This is a genomic window from Yersinia alsatica (assembly GCF_025133195.1).
GTDB classification, from domain to species: Bacteria; Pseudomonadota; Gammaproteobacteria; order Enterobacterales; family Enterobacteriaceae; genus Yersinia; species Yersinia alsatica.
Genome location: NZ_CP104006.1, coordinates 1975017 through 1994815 on the forward strand (window position 1 = coordinate 1975017; position 19799 = coordinate 1994815).

Sequence of the window (19799 nt, forward strand, 5' to 3'; positions counted from 1 at the left end):
TTAGACTCATGATTGATGGAAGCTCAACATGGCCTTATTACAAATTAGTGAGCCTGGTTTAACTGCTGCGCCGCATCAACGTCGGCTGGCCGCAGGAATAGATTTAGGTACCACCAACTCATTGGTAGCCACAGTGCGCAGCGGTAAAGCGCAAACGCTGGCAGATGAACAGCAGCGGGATCTTTTACCGTCTGTCGTTCATTATCAACAAGATGGCATTGATGTCGGTTGGAACGCGCGTCATTTAGCCGCACTGGACCCGGTCAATACCATCAGCTCGGTCAAACGTATGATGGGCCGCTCTCTGGCGGATATCAAACAGCGCTACCCCAATCTGCCTTACCAATTCCAGCCGAGTGAAAATGGTTTGCCAATGATCCAGACTGTCACCGGGTTAGTCAATCCGGTACAGGTGTCTGCGGATATTCTCAAAACATTGGCACAGCGCGCCCAGGCGGCATTGGAAGGGGAGTTAGACGGGGTAGTGATCACCGTTCCTGCCTATTTTGATGATGCGCAGCGCCAGGGCACCAAAGATGCAGCCCGTCTGGCTGGGTTGCATGTGTTGCGTCTGCTTAATGAGCCGACCGCCGCCGCCATTGCCTATGGCCTGGATTCAGGTCAGGAAGGGGTTATCGCCGTTTACGATTTAGGGGGCGGGACATTTGATATCTCTATCCTGCGTTTAAGTCGTGGGGTATTCGAAGTGTTGGCAACCGGTGGTGATTCAGCACTGGGCGGTGATGATTTTGACCACTTATTGGCCGACTGGCTGCGTGAGCAAGCTGGTATAGATTCCCGTGATGATCATGGTATTCAGCGGCAACTACTCGATGCGGCAATTGCCGCCAAAATTGCGTTAAGTGATGCTGATTCTGTTGAGGTGTCGGTGGCGGGCTGGCAAGGGCAAATTACCCGTGCCCAGTTTGAATCTCTGATTGCCACATTAATTAAGCGCACATTGATGGCTTGCCGCCGGGCATTAAAAGATGCTGGCGTCACTGCTGATGAAGTATTGGAAGTGGTGATGGTTGGCGGTTCGACCCGGGTTCCTTTGGTGCGTGAGCAAGTAGGGCAATTCTTTGGCCGTATGCCACTGACCTCAATTGACCCCGATAAAGTGGTCGCCATCGGTGCCGCCATTCAAGCAGACATTCTGGTTGGAAATAAACCTGACAGTGACATGCTGCTGCTTGATGTTATCCCGCTGTCTTTAGGGCTGGAAACCATGGGCGGCTTGGTCGAGAAAGTCATACCGCGTAATACCACTATTCCAGTCGCCCGCGCTCAAGAGTTCACCACCTTTAAAGATGGTCAAAGCGCGATGATGATCCACGTTCTGCAAGGCGAACGTGAGTTGGTGCAAGATTGCCGCTCTTTGGCTCGCTTTACCTTACGTGGTTTACCGCCATTGCCCGCCGGCGGCGCACATATCCGTGTGACTTTCCAGGTGGATGCCGACGGTTTATTGAGTGTCACGGCAATGGAGAAATCCACTGGCGTTGAAGCATCGATTCAGGTGAAGCCCTCTTATGGGCTGTCTGATGATGAAATTGCCAATATGATTAAAGATTCGATGGCGAATGCGCAAAGTGATATCGGCGCGCGTAAGCTGGCGGAGCAACAAGTCGAAGCTTCCCGTGTGCTGGAGAGTTTACAAGGCGCATTGGCCGCAGATGCAGCATTACTCAGTGAGCAAGAAAGTACCGCGATCGCTCAGGCAATGGCGGCATTACAGCAGCAGATGCAGGGCACTGACCCACACGCAATCGAAGCTGCGATAAAGGCGTTAGATGCACAAACGCAAGATTTTGCCGCGCGCCGGATGGATGCTTCTATTCGCCGTGCTTTGGCTGGCCATTCAGTGGATGAGGTTTAATCATGCCTAAAATAGTATTTCTGCCCCATAAAGACCTTTGCCCGGATGGTGCAGTACTGGAAGCAACTCAAGGTGAAACTATACTGGATGTTGCCTTACGCAATGGGATTGACATCGAACATGCCTGCGAGAAATCCTGCGCTTGCACTACCTGTCACTGTATCGTGCGAGAAGGCTTTGATTCTCTGCCAGAAAGCAGTGAACTGGAAGATGACATGCTGGACAAAGCCTGGGGTCTGGAGCCGGAGAGCCGCCTGAGCTGTCAGGCCAGAGTCACCGACGAAGATCTGGTGGTTGAGATCCCGCGTTATACCATCAACCACGCAAGAGAGCACTGATATGAGCTTAACGTGGCAAGATACCCGTGAGATTGGCGAAGCCCTTTACGATCAATTCCCGGATACGGATCCTAAAACCGTGCGTTTTACGGATATGCACCAATGGATTTGTGATTTGGAAGATTTTGAGGATGATCCTCAGGGATCAAATGAAAAAATACTCGAGGCAATTTTGCTGGTTTGGCTGGATGAGTTTGAATAACGCTACTCGTCATCTTTCAAGTTACAGGTGTGTTGGTGGCGCTCGCGCACCCGAATCACTGACTTATGTAAGCTTATCGGGATTTACTCACTTACCGCCTTCCTGCATCTTGAAATATATTGAGTAAAAATTGGGTCGCGTAAGCGGCCCTTTTTTGTACCTGATCTGATACCTTAGAGCTATGGCCCGCTAAGACGGCTATTTTACAGCAAGATTGGTAACCGCCGCGGTCAATATATGCCCTTCATCTTTCAAGTTGCAGGTGTGTTGTCTGCTCTCGGTCACCCGAATCACTTACTTGAGTAAGCTCATCGGGATGAACTCGTTTGTCGCCTTCCTGCACCATGAAATTTATTCGGTATAGACCTGCGTATAAGCAGCTGAATAACAGCAAAAAATAATAATGAAGAGGTAGTCCATGACAACAGAAATGATGCAAGTATCCCTATCCAATAATCCGGCAGATGCCCGCTGGGGCGAGAAAGCCCTGCTCAGTACTGATGCTGAGGGGATGACGATTCACCTGACCGGTAATGGCAAATTAGGTGCGATTCAACGTGCCGCCCGCAAAATAGACGGGCAAGGCATCAAACAAGTCAAACTGGCCGGGGAGGGCTGGGGTCTGGAGGAAAGCTGGTCATTCTGGCAAGGGTTCCGTGGGCCAAAAGGTCAGCGCAGCGTGGAGTGGGCAGAACTGCCAGAGCACGAAAAAACCGAGTTAGCGCAACGACTGAAAATTATCGACTGGGTGCGCGATACCATTAACGCCCCGGCAGAAGATTTGGGGCCAGAGCAACTGGCTAAAAATGCGATTGATCTGCTGTGCGCAGTATCCTGTGACGCTGTCAGCTACCGTATCACCAAAGGTGAAGATCTGCGCGAACAGGGCTATGCGGGGATCTACACTGTCGGTCGCGGATCTGATCGTGCGCCGGTATTATTGGCGCTGGACTACAACCCAACCGGTAATCCAGATGCGCCAGTAATGGCTTGTCTGGTAGGTAAAGGCATTACTTTTGATTCAGGCGGTTATAGCTTGAAACAGAGCGCATTCATGGATTCAATGAAATCCGATATGGGCGGTGCTGCGACAGTGACGGGTGCACTGGCATTGGCGGCGGCTCGTGGGCTAAAAGAGCGGGTAAAACTGTATCTATGTTGTGCGGATAATATGGTCAGCGGTAATGCCTTTAAGCTGGGTGATATTATTCGTTATCGCAATGGTAAGACAGTTGAAATTATGAATACTGATGCTGAAGGGCGTCTGGTATTGGCTGATGGCTTGATTGATGCCTCTGAGCAGAATGCACCACTTATTATTGATGCTGCAACCTTAACTGGCGCAGCAAAAACTGCTTTAGGTAATGATTACCATGCTTTGTTCAGCTTTGATGATGAACTGGCGCAAGAGTTGCTGAGCAGTGCCAAAACTGAGCATGAACCGTTCTGGCGCTTGCCACTGGCCGAATTCCATCGTAGCCAATTACCGTCTAATTTTGCTGAGTTGAATAACGTGGCAGGGGCGGCATACAGTGCCGGTGCCAGCACCGCTGCGGCATTTTTGTCACACTTCGTGAAAAATTATCAGCAAGGTTGGTTGCACATCGACTGTTCAGCCACTTACCGTAAAGGCGCGGTTGAGCAATGGTCTGCCGGTGCCACGGGTTTAGGTGTCCGCACTATTGCCAACTTGCTGTTAGCGAAAGCAAAACAGTAATTTTAATGATTTGAAAAGACGTTCGGGGCGCTTTTAGCGTCCCTTTGTTTGCTTGTTTTCTGGAGTAGAGCATGAGTTTGCCGCAACCCCCTGTTGATGATAGCCATGACCATCACCACCATGATGATAGTGACCAAAGTTTGGAGTCCCTGTTAAAACTGGCAGCGACAGAGTCTATCCATCGCACCGCTTTTTTCCGGGCACTGCTGGATGCGACTGTCCTGGTGCTGGTGGATGATGCAGAGCTGCGCGGTGAAGAGGGTGAAATGACCTTCACGGCGGGCGACGGGGTGAATATTTTGCATTGGGAAAAGCAGGATGGCGAATCTGTCATTCCTTTTTTCACCTCGGTAGAGGTACTACAGCAGGCGCTGGATATCGCCGAAGATCAATCCATTGACACTGAAAAACAGCCTTTTATTGCCATGCCGGTGCGGGTGTTGTTTGAAATGACGCAAGGCGCGCATCTGTTTTTGAATCCGAAATCAGAGCATGGCAAAGAGTTCTGGCCACAAGAAGTAGCAATGTTGCTGGAAAATGGCGGTTTAGCGCAACCGGCTGAAATGGTTGTGGATAAAGAGAGCCAGATCCTGCTAGGGCAGCCGGAAGAATATCCTGCGGCGATGGTCGATGCATTGATCCAGTTATTCAGTCAGCGCAAACCGGTGCGGCGCGCATTTTTGGCACTGATGCACGATAAAAGTGTAGATGAGAAACCTAACTTATTGATCGGGCTGGAAGTTGACGGTTCCGATGATGAGATTGACCAACTGATTCAAGAAGCAGGTAATGTCGCCAGTGACCATGCGCCAGATGATGGGCCGGTGGATTTTTGTGTGGTCAATGAGAAAGAGCGTGGTGTCAGTCATTATCTGATGACTCACACCCAAGCATTTTACCAGCGTAAGTGGGGCAGTTGGCTGAGAAATGTTATTCCGTCGACCAATCATTAGTCGGCCAATGAATGAAAGAAAAGGGAGCCCATCGCGGCTCCCTTTTTGACTACTTATGATTTGTATTGCACAACATTATCATTGCTACATGAATAACTTAGCGCGTGACTTAGAAAGTGTAAGCAACACCCAGATTGATGGTTATTGGAGTCTCAACTTTTTTGCCTTTCGATAACATCACTTCAGAGTTGACTGACAGGTTGCGCGTCAGGTTTACATTGATACCCACACCTGCGTTAGTGCGTGAACCTTTCTGGCTGTTATCAAATTTCTCTTTATTAATCATCACGTCGTTACGTGCGCTAAGGTCATGAGCATAAGATAATGCGCCATATGGAGCGATTGAGACGCCGTTATTCAGCACAAAGCGATAACCGGTATTCACCCCGAGAGTCCCCGTGGTGGTACTTGAACCCTGATTCTCAATTACCATGCCGTTAGACAGTTGCTGCTTAGCTTTGCCAGAGGTGAAGTTGCTCAGGCCAACATAAGGAGAAACATACATGGCATCAACAGTGATATGTTTACCGGCTTTTACTGCCAGACCCAGGCCAGAGAAGTTAGTGGCACCGCTCGCATTGTTGCCTTTCGAAATGACGCTAAGGTTCTGTTTAAACTGGTTGGTTTTCAGCACAGTATTAAAGTAGTAACCACTGTTTGCCAAATATTGAGCATAAGCACCCAAAGAGTTACTTTCTACACTGCCGCTGCTCTGGTAGTCAGATTTAATGTTTGAGCTACTGTGGCTGGCGAAACCACCAAGGCTCAAGGTCGCCTCACCCAAATCAATGGCTTTATCGCCACCTATGGTTACGCCGTTCAACTTCTGGTCGAAATTAGCGGCAGTGCCTTTAACCTGATAGTTGTTGTTCAGGTAATTAGCCCAAACACCACTTTCATTGCCCGTAGAACGTTGTGCATCAAGGCGGTTGTGAATTGAACTTAATTCGGCATCAAAGATAACTGGTGTGGTATTTGCTATTGCCAAAGCACCGGCACTACTTGGTGTCAGTGCAGTTTTATCAGCAACCAACTTAAAGCCACCGTTGCCATCACTGACCAGATTATGCTGATAGTTACCCAGATCTACCGGCCCATTAGCCAGTCTCAAGTTAGAACTATTCTTCCCTTTGACATTCATTACATTCAGATTAGTTGGTGCAACACCGGAGCTATCAATCTGAATATCGAAATCACCATCAGCATTGCCAATGACGTTTAGTGGCGCACCAGCATGGTTATTCAGTGCTGAACCTAAATTAAAGCCACCCTTACCTGCCAGTGATTTCATGGTTAACTGAGCATTAGACTTGCTCATATCAATGTTACCGCCACTCAGCTTCACATCTTTAAAGGCAAACTGTGCTGGCTGGTTATTGCTAACCGCGCGGGCAGAACGTGCAAAGTTGGCAGCAGCTTGTGCCTGGCTAACCAACACCATGTTGCCAGCTAAATTAAGGTCGACATCTTGGGTGTTTGCACCGTCATGTACTGCGATGAAACTATTCTTAGTGGCATCAATTTTACCGCTGACAACGGCTGTTTTGGCGAATGTGGTTGCGCCGCCATTCAGGACGGTATTGCCAGTTAATTTGCCAGCAATCAATGCATCACCGTTTTCAACTACCAATTTATGCGCCTGAGCGCGTGCCATCAGGTTAAATTTACCTTTTTTCACCTGAGTGTCGTTGGCAACTGCACCTGCTTGAACATCAAATACACCGCCATCAATGATGGTGCCGGAGGCTACAGCGTCATTTGCCAGGGTAAATTTGCCGCCATTCACCGTAGTGTTCTCAGCGGTGGCATCTTTAGCCAGCTTGAAGTCACCCATATTAAGAGTGGTATTAGTGGCAGTAGCACCGGCCTGAACACCAAATGCACCGCCATCAATGATGGTGTTATCTGCGATGCCTTCCAATACGAAGGTACTGCTGTCACGGGCTAGGGTGGTGTTGGTGGCTTTTGCACCAGCATTAACAGTGAAAGTACTGTCACTACCAATGTAGGTATCTTGTGTTTCAGCGCCGTTTTGCAGGGTAAACTTGGAACTCTCATGCAATTTTGTGCCATCGGCCTTAGCGCCAGCGACTAGCTCTAGATCAGTAAAACGCAACTCGGTGTTTAGGGCTTCGGCACCCTTGTTGATGGTGAATACCGCCTTATCGTGTACTTTGGTGGCTTCAGCTTTAGCTCCTGACTCAAGGATTAGTTCTGCATGCTCATTTGCTAATGTAGTCTCTTTGGCAATGGCACCGTCATTAACCGTCATAGTGCCATCGGTAATGTTGGTCAGTTCAGCTTCTGAGCCATCCTCAAGGGTAAACTTCCCATCGTTGTCTACATGGGTGCCGGTAGTTTTAGCTTTGTTTTTAAGTGTGAAATGGCTACGTAGTCCGACCAGAGTATTATCAGCAGTCGCGCCTTCAACCAAATCCAGTTTGGTATCAAGCAGAGTGGTATTATCTGCTACTGCACCTTTAGCGATAGTGAACTTGCCGCCATCAATCCAGGTGTTAAAGGCCTTAGCGCCGTCTTGCAGTTCTACAATACCTTTTTCACTGCGCAGGTTATGAATTTCTGCATATTCACCAACAGTTGCTTTACCGCCTTCAGCAACTTGTGCATTGACGGATTTAGCGATGTTGATGATTTCTGTTTTACCGCTACCTGTTTTTTCCCCTTTCAGAGCTAGTACAGCATCAGCATCCACAACAGTATCGGTATCAGTACCGCCGTTATTGTTTAGGGTACCTTTGGTGATGACAGTGCCATAAGCCAAAGCACCGACCGCCAGATTTACGTTGCCATCTTCAGTAATAACACTGTTAATGATAGTGCCTTTCTCCGCCACATTTTGTTCACCACCAGCGACGTTGGTATCTATGGCAACAGCATCAGTATCAACAGTTTGCTTTTCTCCTGAGGCAATAGTTTGCTCAAAAGCGGGAGTATCAACAGTTGCATCAGACAATGTGTTTAGCTGAGCAACGGCATCTTTAGCACTATCAAATTCTTTAGTTCTATCTTGCAGTGCAGTGTTAGTTATGTTCTGGGCCGCATCTGCCAGATTAAATACCTTTTGTTGTGCTTGAGTGGCTTTTTCGGCTGCTTGGTGTGCGTCTGTAGTCTTGGTCACTAATTCGGCAGCTTCTTTAGCTTCTTCTATCGCTTTTATGGCAGCTTCAGCTTGGTTTTTTTTGAGTGGATCGTTGAGCGCGTCATTTAGCTTTGTTTCGATATCTTTATCATTAGCAGCCCAACTCTTATCCACAAGTTTAATCGCAGTATCATCTTCGCCAGCAAGGGCGGTTAATGCATTGTTAGCCCCATCTTTTGCTTTTTTAGCTTCGGTCTCTTTTTGCGTCAGCTTACCTAATTCAGCTGCAGATTCAGTCTTAATTTTTTTGGCTTTTTCATCTGCGGCTTGTGCTTGCTCATTAGCCAGTTTAGCGATGGCCTCTGCATTAATTTTCTGATACTTATCTTTAACATTCTGTTGCAGCTTTTCTGCTTGCTCAGGGCTGAGTACGTTTTGAGTGACAAAAGCTTGGAACTTGTCGAGTGCACTTAATTCAGCTTGTTGCTGCTGCTTGATGCTCTCAACTTTTTGGGTAATTTCTGGCGATAGCGTTGAGTCATCGTTGGCTAGGGTAGCCTCTACCAGTGACTCAATTTCTTTAGCAGTGAATTGACCCGATATAGGAAGTGAATTGATATCATTAGTGATTTTATCCTTTAATTTTTCACTAAGTTTATCCAAATTACCTTGGGTTTTGTCCTTCGCATAGGCAATCGTAGCTTCAAACAGCTCATTTTCGCTTTGCGCAATTTTTTCAAATTTGGCTAACTCTGTTTCTTTTAACGCTTTATCGGCAGGATCCTGTGCTGCACCCACTTCCTTCGTCAGCTTTGCAATTTCTTCGTCGGACGTCTTTTTCTGTTCATCAAACTGTTGCTGAACTTGAGTCAGCATTTCTGGGGTAATCTTCATATCAGCAGGGAACATCGATTCCAGCATGCTATCAGGTTTGCTCTTACTATTAGTGGTCAGAGCGTCAGTAGTTATTAGAAAACTACCGCCATTCGCGACGCGCTGAGAATCACTTGTTGGCACTGCGGTAGCAGCCATTGCGCCACCAGAAACCAGTGAGGAGATAAGAATCGAGAGTGGTAATAAACGCGTATTTAATGTGTTGCGGTGATTCATTGTTTTATAAACCCTATTTATAGATAAAATCCACGAAATAAATCCGTGAGGTAATTAATAGTGAGATATTTTTCGTGAAATATAATGAAGTTATTGGCAGGGTGCTATTTATTAAAATATTAAGTTTTAACTTTTATATTAATTTGATTTTTACTTTATTTTATATATTCATTTGGCTTTTTATGTTGTTGTTTTTATTGTAATTATTTTTATTTAATTCTATTTTGTTTGTTTTCTGAATAATTAAATTAAACTTTTTAAAAAAATATTAAATATGACTTGGCATGTTTTTAGTGTTGTTTTTAACCAAGCGGTAATTGTTTTCTTGATGAGAATATTCCCAATGAGTCGCTCTCTATATTCCCCTTCAGACGAATGCTATAATCTTGCCATCAACCAGGGAGCAAGATATGAATCACAATGGTTTGCAGCGGTTAATGTCGAAAATGAAAAGGGGCCAAATGGCTCTCTTTATCAGTGCAGTATTGTTATTGGCTGCCTGTGATGACAGCAGCAAAAATAAGGACGTTGCCGCGCCATCTGCTCCGGCCAGCACACGAACCAGTGAGCCCGTCAGTAAAACCACGAGCAATAAAACCCATGATGCTGCCGCATTGGCTGAGTTGGCAAAACACCATGCCGGTCAGCCACTCACTTTGCTGGATGCCTCTGAATTACAGCTTGATGGTGCCAGTGCCATGGTGCTGACCTTCTCGCAACCGCTGGACCCCAAGCAAGACTTCTCCTCTGTGGTACATCTGGTTGATACCGTCAGCGGTAAAATTGACGGCGCTTGGGAGCTGTCAGATAACATGATGGAGTTGCGCTTACGCCACCTTAAACCCGAGCGTAAATTGCTACTCACTGTCGATAGCCAGTTGAAAGGCATCGGTGGTGCTCAACTTGGCAAGCAACAGCAACAACAAATCACCACCCGCGATATCAAACCGAGTGTCGGTTTTGCCAGCAAAGGCTCTTTATTGCCGGGCAAGTTGGCACAGGGCTTGCCAGTGATGGCGGTCAATGTGGCTAGTGTTGACGTTAACTTTTTCCGCATTAAACCGAGCAGTCTGGCGAGCTTTCTCGCTAATTGGCAGTACCGCAGTGCGCTGTCAAACTGGGAATCGGACGACCTTCTGAAAATGGCCGATTTAGTCTATACTGGCCGTTTTGACCTCAATCCCGCGGCCAATACCCGCGAAAAGCTGTTACTTCCGTTAGCGGATATCAAGCCGTTGCAAGAGTCCGGGGTCTATCTGGCAGTAATGCAACAAGCTGGGCGTTACAATTACACCAATGCTGCGACCTTATTTACCCTGAGTGATATTGGCGTTTCGTTGCACAGCTACCATAACCGTATGGATGTGTTTGCTCAGGCACTAGCCGGTGGCGCGGCTTTAAAAGGTGTCACACTGCAATTGCTGGATGAAAAAGGCCAGGTGCTGGTCCAGACCGAAACCGACGGGCAGGGTCATGCGCAGTTGGAAAAAAACAGCAAAGCGAAATTGCTGCTAGCTTCGCAAAACGGGCAGACCAGCCTGATCGACCTTAATTTACCGGCGCTGGATCTGGCTGAGTTTGATATTGCCGGGCCAGAAGGTTTCCAGAAGCAATTCTTTGTGTTTGGTCCGCGTGATCTGTATCGCCCCGGCGAGACGTTAATTGTTAATGGCTTACTGCGTGATGCCGATGGTAAAACACTCGCCAGCCAACCGGTCAAAGTGGATATCCTCAAACCTGACAATCAGGTGGTGCGCAGCTTTGTCTGGCAGCCACAAGAGGGTCTGTATCAATACCAATATGCCATTCCTGAAAGCGGCCCTACCGGTGAGTGGTCACTGCGCATGGATCTGGGCGACAACCAACCGCGCTTATACAAATTCAAAGTAGAAGATTTCCTGCCAGAGCGCATGGCATTGGACATCACCGCCAGCAAAGAGCCGATAGCCACCAACAGCGAAGCCAGCTTTGCGGTCACCGGCCGCTATTTATATGGCGCTCCAGCTGCTGGCAATCGCCTGCAAGGCCAACTATTCCTGCGGCCGTTGCGCGAAGCGGTGGCAACTCTCCCTGGCTTTGAATTCGGTTCAATTAATGAAGAAAATCTGTCGCGCACTTTGGATGAGTTTGATACCACGCTAGACAGCGACGGGCAGGCGGAGATCGCCGTCGATAACAGTTGGCAGGAGGCAAAATCGCCACTGAAACTGATTTTACAGGCCAGTTTGTTGGAGTCCGGCGGGCGGCCTGTTACGCGCCGTGCTGAGCAGGCATTATGGCCAGCCGAGGCACTGGCTGGCATTCGCCCGCTGTTCAACAAGCAGCAAGTCTATGATTATCGTAGCGATAGCTATAAATCACAGGCCATGGTCGATCAAGATACCCAGGCTGATTTTGACATTGTTTATGCCAATGCTGAGGGTGAAAAACTGGCGGCTAATGGCTTAAAAGTGAAGCTGGTTCGTGAGCGTCGCGACTATTACTGGCAGTGGTCGGAAAGTGACGGCTGGCAGTCGCTGTTTGACAAAAAAGATCTGACACTGGCCGAGCAGTCAGTGGATATTCCTGCTAATGGCAGCGCCAAAGTCAGCTTCCCGGTCGAGTGGGGTGCTTACCGCATTGAGGTGAGCAATCCAGATAACTCACTGGTCAGTAGCTCCCGCTTCTGGGCCGGTTATAGCTGGCAGGATAATACGGCGGGTAGTGGTGCGGTTCGCCCTGATCAGGTCAAACTGACACTGGATAAACCGGCTTATCGGCCGGGCGAAAAAGTGAAATTACACATTGAGGCACCCACTGCCGGTAATGGTTATTTGCTGGTGGAGTCCAGTGATGGCCCATTGTGGTGGCAGGAAGTGAGCATCCCGGCGGGGGGCACTGAGGTTGAGGTGCCGATTAACGCGGATTGGAATCGCCATGATTTATATCTCAGCGCGACAGTGATTCGCCCTGGTGATAAATCGCAGCAGGCCACGCCAAAACGCGCCATTGGTTTGCTGCATCTGCCTCTGGTTGATGAAACCCGCAAACTGGCGCTGGAATTGGCAGCACCTGACCGCATTCGCCCTAATCAAACTTTAACGGTAAAAGTGAAAGCCAGCCGCACCGGCGCGCCGTTACCGCAAAACGTGCAAGTGTTGCTGTCAGCCGTCGATAGCGGGATTCTGAATATCACGGATTACACCACTCCCGATCCTTACGACGCTTTCTTTGGTCGCAAGCGCTACAGTGCCGATCAATATGATGTTTACGGGCAATTGATTGAAGGGCAAGGGCGTTTGGCAAGCTTGCGTTTTGGTGGTGATGGCGATGACGAAGATGCGCTGTCTCGTGGGGGTAAAAAGCCCATTACCGAGGTCACTATCGTGGCGCAGCAAGCCCAGCCAGTCACCTTAAATGCACAGGGGGAGGGGGTTGTTGAGCTCGCCATTCCTGACTTTAATGGTGAATTGCGCTTGATGGCACAAGCCTGGAGTGATGAAGACTTCGGCAAAGCGGAGTCAAAAGTGGTGGTCGCGGCTCCGCTGATTGCCCAACTGGCTACCCCGCGTTTTCTGGCGGGCGGAGATAGCACCGAGCTGGCATTGGACTTGAGCAATTTGTCCGGTCAACCACAAACGCTGTCACTCAACTGGGCAGCCAGCAACTTATTGGCATTAACGGGCGCGCAAACTCAGGCTGTCACTCTGGCAACGGGTGAGCGCAAAACCGTGCTGATTCCGGTGCGGGCCTTGAATGGTTTTGGTCAGGGCGATATTGGGCTGACCATCACTGGTATGGTCTTGCCGGATGAAAAATTGGCAGATTATCAGCATCATTGGAAAATTGGCGTTCGTCCGGCTTACCCAGCTCAGACCCGCCATTTTGCTAATGTGCTGCACAGTGGCGATAGCTGGAGCCTACCGGCAGAGGCAATTGACGGGCTAGCCCCTGAAACTCTGCAAGGGCAGCTGTTAATCACCAGCCGCCCACCGCTGAATCTGGCTCGTTATATCACTGAATTATATGCCTATCCTTATGGCTGTCTGGAACAAACAGTGAGCGGGCTTTATCCATCTTTGTACAGCAATAATGCGCAACTGACCGCACTGGGTATCAAAGCGGATAGCGATGAAAAACGACGTAAAAGCATTGATGTCGGGATTGAGCATCTGCTCAGTATGCAGCGTCATAACGGCGGTTTTGGCTTGTGGAGTAATGACAGCCCGGAAGAGTTCTGGCTGACAGCCTATGCCACTGATTTCCTCTATCGTGCCAGCCAGCAAGGGTACAGCGTGCCAGTGGCCGCGTTAAGCGCCGCCAATAATCGGTTGCAGCGCTATTTGCAAGACCCGAGTCAGGTACAAATTCGTTACAGTGAACAGAGCAACCACACCCGCTTTGCGGTGCAAGCTTATGCCGGTTTGGTGCTGGCGCAACAGCAGCAGGCATCCTTGGGAGCATTACGTCAATTGTATACCCGCAGCAATGATGCGCGCTCCGGCTTGCCGTTGGTGCAACTTGGCGTGGCGCTGAAATTGATGGGGGATATGCCAAGGGCTAAAGCAGCCATTACTCAAGGGCTGAACACCCCGCGCAGTGACAAAGATTATTGGTTGGAAGATTACGGCAGCTCGCTGCGTGATGACGCGCTGATTTTGGCACTGCTGACCGACAATAACCTGTTGCCGCAAGTGCGTGACACTCGCCTGTTGGAATTATCTAATGCGCTGGTGGGCCGTAACTACCTATCTACCCAAGAGAGTAACGCACTGTTCCTGGCTGGGCGCACCCTGATGAATGGGGCTGAAACACCGTGGCAGGTAGCGATTTCGCCACAGGCGGAGCCGATTGCAGAGAGTCCGACATTGACTCAGAATGCGGCGCTTAATCAAAACTGGTCAGCTCAACAGCTGGCGGGCGGGATGCAATTACAAAATCGCGGCGATGTCGCCCTGTATAGCCGTTTGGATGTGGTGGGATACCCACTGCAAACGCCAGCGCCATTTAGCAATAATTTGCATATCAGCCGCAGCTATATTGGGCTTGATGGGAAGCCGCTGAATTTATCAAATCTGAAAAGCGGGGAGTTGGTTCTGGTGTACTTAGATGTCTGGGCTGATAAGCGCGTACCGGATGCTCTGGTGGTGGATTTATTGCCAGCCGGTTTGGAGCTGGAAAACCAGAATTTGGGTGACAGCAGCGCCAGTCTGGGGGAGAGCGCCAACAGTGTGACGGAGTTATTGCAGGATATGCAGCAGTCAGATATCAAGCATCAGGAGTTCCGTGATGATCGCTATGTGGCGGCCGTCAATGTTGACCCATACCGCCACACAACCTTGCTCTATCTGGCACGCGCGGTGACACCGGGCATTTATCAAGTACCGGCTCCGCAGGTCGAATCCATGTATGTCCCGGATTGGCGGGCGCTGGGAAGTACCGTGCCGCAGCTTGAAGTTTCTAAGTAAACACTCACTCCCCTTTATGGCTGGCAGTAAGCTACTGTAAGGGGGAGGTGAATACCATCGATGCAAAAAAGACGCAAAATTTGGGCGCTGGTGCTGATTGTTGTGCTCTTTCCGGCTGCTTTGTGGCTGGCGGATAGACTTTGGCCGCTACCTTTGACCGAGGCTCAGGTGGCTCGGGTGGTGGTGGCGGAAGATGGCACACCATTATGGCGCTTTGCCGATGCGGACGGGGTGTGGCGTTATCCGGTCTCCTTGCACGATGTTTCGCCCTATTACCTGCAAGCCTTGTTAACCTTCGAAGATCGCTGGTTTTACCGGCACCCGGGAGTGAACCCGCTGTCACTGATCCGCGCTGCCGGGCAGGATTTACGTGCCGGTAAGATTCTTTCTGGCGGCAGTACGCTATCAATGCAAGTTGCCCGCCTGATCGATCCTCATCCCCGCACGTTGTTGGGTAAGTTGCGCCAAGTCTGGCGAACCGCTCAGTTGGAGTGGCACTTTTCCAAAGACCAAATCCTCGAAATTTATCTGAATCGCGCCCCTTTTGGCGGCACATTGCAAGGAATTGGTGCTGCCAGTTGGACTTATCTGGGCAAGCCTCCCTCGCAACTGACCCCGGCAGAAGCGGCACTATTGGCTGCGTTACCGCAAGCTCCAAGCCGGTTACGGCCAGATCGCTATCCACTGCGCGCCAAAGCGGCCCGCGATAAAGTGTTAACTCGGCTGGCTGACTATCAGGTGTGGTCAGCGCAGCAGGTGGCTGATATCAAACAAGAAGATATCTGGCTCGCACCGCGTCAGGTGCCGCAATTAGCGCCATTACTGGCTCGGCGCTTAACCAGTGGCAATCAACGGGAAGTGATTCAGACGACTTTGGATGCCGGGTTACAGCGGCAGTTAGAAGAGATGGCTGCGGGGTGGCGTCATCAGCTACCAGAGAAAACGTCGCTAGGATTGCTGGTGGTGGACCACACCAGCATGAATGTACGTGCTTACCTCGGCTCGGTCGATTTTCAGGACGACAGCCGCTTTGGTCATGTGGATATGGTCAGTGCCTGGCGCTCGCCGGGATCGACACTGAAGCCATTTCTCTATGCTATGGCATTGGATGATGGTCTGATTCATGCTGAATCACTGCTGCAAGATGTGCCGCGCCGCTTTGGCGATTACCGCCCTGGTAACTTTGACACTGGATTTCATGGCCCAGTGAGTGCCAGTGAGGCGCTGGTACGTTCACTGAATCTCCCTGCGGTGCAGCTACTGGAAGCCTATGGGCCAAAGCGCTTTACCGCCAATTTGCGCAATGGCGGCCTGAATTTACGTTTTCCTCTACACAGTGAGCCGAGTTTAGCCGTGATCCTTGGCGGTACCGGTTCGCGACTGGATCAGTTAGTTGCGGCGTACAGTGCTTTTGCGCGCGGAGGAATGGCGGCTACATTGCGCTTTGAACCACAACAGCAAGTGCAGGAGCGGCGCTTATTCTCCGCAGGAGCGGCATGGATTACCCGGCGCATCATGGCAGGGGAGGCCCGGCCATTACCGGATGATATTTTACCTGCCACTGTGCCGTTGGCATGGAAAACCGGTACCAGCTATGGATATCGTGATGCTTGGGCTATTGGCATTAATGCTCGCTATACCATTGGCGTGTGGGTTGGGCGGCCAGATGGTACACCGGTTGCGGGTCAATTTGGTTATGCCACTGCGATACCGATTCTCAATCAGGTCAACAATGTGTTGATGACAGCTTTACAGCAAAATGGTCGTCGATTGCCTGTTGATCCTCGGCCCTCGTCCGTCAGCCGGGAAGAAATTTGTTGGCCCGGCGGCCAACCACTGGCCATCGGCGACACTAATTGCCGACAGCGGCGTCAAAGTTGGGTGCTTGATGGCACACTTCCACCGACATTGGCTGCACCTGGGCAGGAAAATATTCAGGGGAGCCAGCTCAGTATTTGGCTGGATTCGCAGGGGCACCGGGTTGCCGCCGATTGCCCCGATGCGCTACCGCAGCAACTAACATTATGGCCATTGCCACTCGAACCTTGGCTACCGATAGCTGAGCGCCGCAGCCAACGGCTACCCACTGCTAGCCGTGAATGCCCACCACAAGGGGGTGTTGATGTGGCCCCATTGCTGATTTTGGGGATACGCAACGGCGCGGTAGTGAAACGTTTGCCGGGCCAGCAACATCTTGACCTTCGTCTGGCGGTGCAGGGGGGGCGAGGGCAACACTGGTGGTTCCTCAATGGGGAGCAAGTTGCAATAACTGAAAATAATCAATCATGGGTACAGACTTTATCTCTGCCCGGCAGTTATCAGCTTAATGTATTGGATGAAAGTGGTCAGGTCAGCAATTTGGTCTTTCGGCTGGACTAGAATACCTCACTTGAACTAATTACAAGTAACAACCCATTCTTTATATCTCTTCTTAATATAATATTTTCATAATAAAAAATATATTAATAATTAATCCTCCATTGCGATAATGTGTATTTGTGAAATTTCACGCCATTAATTCTAATAATGAAAATAATAAGTTTGGAGGGGGTATGATAAAGTATCAATCTTTTTTATTACTCATTCTGTTTATTTTAATATTGAGTTCTAATGTGTACTCTAGTCAGCCAAAAGTCTGTTTTTTTATTGATGAAAATTATCAAGGGGAGGCACTCTGCACGACAGAGGGTAATGCTGTTAATGTCCTTCCACCTAAATGGAATGACAACATATCATCTATTAAAATTCCTTATGGTATGGTGGTTTCAGTTTCTAAAGATGTAAATTTCTCAGGACAAACACTGACTTTTAAAGATAATGTTGATTCATTGCTTTTACTGAAATGGGCAAATTTGAATGATGAAATTAGCTCTTTTAGAGTCAGAAGTGCCGCTTGTTTTTATGAGTTTGATGGATTTTCTGGCGAATCATTTTGTTTATCAGGTAATGAAAGTATCGACCTTTATCAGAATATTAATCCTGGTAGGCCGTATCGTATTGTGAACCCCCTTAATGATAGGATTAGCTCTATATCAATACCAGACGATACTCAGGTTACAATTTACAAGGATGATGAATATACCGGCACACGTTTTGTTCTAATGAATTATTTCTCACTTGATGAATTAGAGAAAATTGGCATGAGCAGGGAGATAACTAGCATTAAGGTTGATCAACAAGAAATGTTCATTTGTGATCAATATTGTGTTGTCAAAGGAATATTATCCATTCCATTAGGGTATGGTTTTGGACCCTATTGGTTAGACGATAGAATTAGAAATAAAGAAGCATTAGTTAGTTTTAACTTTAGTGGGCATGATAATTATTCGCTTGATTTTTTTAATGATATAATTATTAAAATCGTAGATAAGATGATATTGTTTGTTCATAAAAGTGCTAAAGAGAATAGTTTTGTTTTTGAATTGGATAAAAGGAGTGATACATTATCATTTCTACTTAGGTTTAATGGTGGATATTCTGAAATTCAATTTATTGAATCTGTAGGAAGTAAACCTTTATATATTTCACCCATAGTTGGCTCTCTATTTGATTTTGGCTTGAGTAATTTAAATCTCAGGGTCAATAGTTTTAATGAAAGTAACTTACTGGTTATTAATAAAATAGTATTAACGGCAGAGAAGAAATTTACTCGATCAAAACGGGGAGCAATGGGAACTGCCGCCTGTTGGCTTATGCCTATCATGAGTATTTATAACTATGTTATTCAGGGCAAGTGCAATCAGGTAGACAGATTTGTAAATAATGTTCATGATTTTTTTGATAATAATGACGATAAAATATTACAAATATCCGGTTCAGCAAAACCGTATCCAAAAATAAAGGTTAATGACCCCATTGAGTTTGACACACCCTCGGTAGGCTTCTCTTCTAAAGTTGAAGGTGCATTAACCCATATTAATACCGATATGAGCGGAGAGGCACTAACGGTGCCGGCAACAGCATTAGCCTGTAATGTTTCTCTCAAGGAACAATTACTTCCTCACCTGCGCTTACGCCGCGATCTGACATCCGGTTGTGTTGAATGGACATTAAATATTTTGACTGATTTCACTCTGCTCTTTGGCGGCAGTGTAGCCTATTGGAATGCTAACCATTTTGGTCAGGTCATTGAACATATTATTAAAGAAGGCAACACCGGGCAGGGTGCCTCGAATAGTGAAGTCGAAAGGCGTCTAGTAGAAAATGTCCAGAAACACTTGGCTGAAAATAATAGTAATTTGATTAATGTAAAAACGGCATTTGATTTTTCACAACTGAGTTATGCGGATTATTTGCAACATCATGATCCAGAGACAGAAGTCCATCCGCCACTTATTGCACAAGAATTACCGATGGGGCGTTATGAATTGGCACTGCAAAATTTCCAATTTATTGAGACAATACCGCGCATTCGCCGTGAAGGGCAGTGGATGGAAGACACTGAATTACACTTTGAGACCGAAGTCATTAGCGGTTTAGCTGACGACACATTAGCCGCGCGGCAAACTATTCTACCTGTGATTAATAAGTGGCGACGTACCTATCATCAGGCTAAGGCTCGGTCATTAATGACCATTGCGCCAAATGAAAGTGGCGATAATCCTACGACTACTGCTTATGAGATTGAAGCAAATGATCAGGCTATTGCTGATAATAACGCCGCGACCGATGATACTGTTATTGAGGCCGCGCGTTTAGTGAGTGATGTTGCTCAAAGTTGGTTAAGAACCAGCCGTGATGATTATATCTATATTGTTGTTCGCCTTGCGGGACAAATAGTCAGTATCACGATGGCGATGGATATTAATGAATCAGATACTGGCATTGCTGGTTCATTGACTAATCCCGATTACGTTTTGCGCCCAGAAGTGGAGGGCGGGATTAGAGGCGCAGGGACGGCAGCAATCAGAGCTTTGGCTGACCACCTGAGTAAAAAAGGCAAACGATCTTTGGTCTCTGATGTGATTAGTAAACCATCTGCCATTGTGAAAAAGAAAGTGGGTTTTAAATTTATCAATGAGCTTTGACTCGATATCTATCCATTTTGCCGCAA

At 48.2% G+C, this 19799-nt stretch carries 9 protein-coding genes; 8 read left to right on the top strand and 1 reads right to left on the bottom strand.

Annotation, left to right across the window (positions count from 1 at the left end):
- Nucleotides 1–28 precede the first annotated feature (28 nt).
- From hscA to sseB, 5 genes are all read left to right on the top strand, one after another.
- Nucleotides 29–1879: a Fe-S protein assembly chaperone HscA gene (gene hscA / locus N0H69_RS08765; protein ID WP_050108031.1), complete on the top strand. Its 1851-nt coding sequence runs from the start codon at nt 29–31 to the stop codon at nt 1877–1879.
- 2 nt (nt 1880–1881) lie between these two features.
- Entirely contained in the window at nt 1882–2217 is a 336-nt protein-coding gene (gene fdx / locus N0H69_RS08770; RefSeq protein WP_004707904.1) for an ISC system 2Fe-2S type ferredoxin, read from the top strand.
- 1 nt (nt 2218) lies between these two features.
- A complete protein-coding gene (gene iscX, locus N0H69_RS08775) occupies nt 2219–2419 on the top strand; it encodes a Fe-S cluster assembly protein IscX (RefSeq protein ID WP_050108030.1) in 201 nt (66 codons plus the stop codon).
- Between the two features lie 418 nt (nt 2420–2837).
- Nucleotides 2838–4136: an aminopeptidase PepB gene (pepB, locus tag N0H69_RS08780; protein WP_050122964.1), complete on the top strand. Its 1299-nt coding sequence runs from the start codon at nt 2838–2840 to the stop codon at nt 4134–4136.
- 71 nt (nt 4137–4207) lie between these two features.
- Nucleotides 4208–5089: an enhanced serine sensitivity protein SseB gene (sseB, locus tag N0H69_RS08785; protein ID WP_050108028.1), complete on the top strand. Its 882-nt coding sequence runs from the start codon at nt 4208–4210 to the stop codon at nt 5087–5089.
- Between the two features lie 109 nt (nt 5090–5198).
- Here the strand turns inward: sseB and N0H69_RS08790 are convergent, their stop codons facing one another.
- Nucleotides 5199–9299 carry an autotransporter outer membrane beta-barrel domain-containing protein gene (locus tag N0H69_RS08790; RefSeq protein ID WP_050151796.1) on the bottom strand — a complete coding sequence of 1367 codons (4101 nt, stop codon included), beginning with the start codon at nt 9297–9299 and terminating at the stop codon, nt 5199–5201.
- 410 nt (nt 9300–9709) lie between these two features.
- Here N0H69_RS08790 and N0H69_RS08795 point away from each other — a divergent pair, with 410 nt between their 5' ends.
- The 3 genes from N0H69_RS08795 to N0H69_RS08805 all read left to right on the top strand — a co-directional run bounded on the left by N0H69_RS08795 (nt 9710) and on the right by N0H69_RS08805 (nt 19773).
- A complete protein-coding gene (locus N0H69_RS08795; RefSeq protein WP_050151797.1) occupies nt 9710–14746 on the top strand; it encodes an alpha-2-macroglobulin family protein in 5037 nt (1678 codons plus the stop codon).
- 60 nt (nt 14747–14806) lie between these two features.
- On the top strand, nt 14807–17125 hold the full coding sequence (gene pbpC / locus N0H69_RS08800) for a peptidoglycan glycosyltransferase PbpC (RefSeq protein WP_050151798.1): 2319 nt from the start codon (nt 14807–14809) through the stop codon (nt 17123–17125).
- Nucleotides 17126–17298: 173 nt separating this feature from the next.
- Nucleotides 17299–19773 carry a GNAT family N-acetyltransferase gene (locus tag N0H69_RS08805; protein WP_072077621.1) on the top strand — a complete coding sequence of 825 codons (2475 nt, stop codon included), beginning with the start codon at nt 17299–17301 and terminating at the stop codon, nt 19771–19773.
- Nucleotides 19774–19799: the final 26 nt, after the last annotated feature.

Excerpts from the sequence above, each read along its gene's own strand:
- fdx (WP_004707904.1), top strand. The coding sequence starts at position 1,882 with ATGCCTAAAATAGTATTTCTGCCCCATAAAGACCTTTGCCCGGATGGT.
- N0H69_RS08790 (WP_050151796.1), bottom strand. The coding sequence starts at position 9,299 with ATGAATCACCGCAACACATTAAATACGCGTTTATTACCACTCTCGATT.
- pepB (WP_050122964.1), top strand. The coding sequence starts at position 2,838 with ATGACAACAGAAATGATGCAAGTATCCCTATCCAATAATCCGGCAGAT.
- iscX (WP_050108030.1), top strand. The coding sequence starts at position 2,219 with ATGAGCTTAACGTGGCAAGATACCCGTGAGATTGGCGAAGCCCTTTAC.
- N0H69_RS08805 (WP_072077621.1), top strand. The coding sequence starts at position 17,299 with ATGATAAAGTATCAATCTTTTTTATTACTCATTCTGTTTATTTTAATA.
- sseB (WP_050108028.1), top strand. The coding sequence starts at position 4,208 with ATGAGTTTGCCGCAACCCCCTGTTGATGATAGCCATGACCATCACCAC.
- pbpC (WP_050151798.1), top strand. The coding sequence starts at position 14,807 with ATGCAAAAAAGACGCAAAATTTGGGCGCTGGTGCTGATTGTTGTGCTC.
- hscA (WP_050108031.1), top strand. The coding sequence starts at position 29 with ATGGCCTTATTACAAATTAGTGAGCCTGGTTTAACTGCTGCGCCGCAT.
- N0H69_RS08795 (WP_050151797.1), top strand. The coding sequence starts at position 9,710 with ATGAATCACAATGGTTTGCAGCGGTTAATGTCGAAAATGAAAAGGGGC.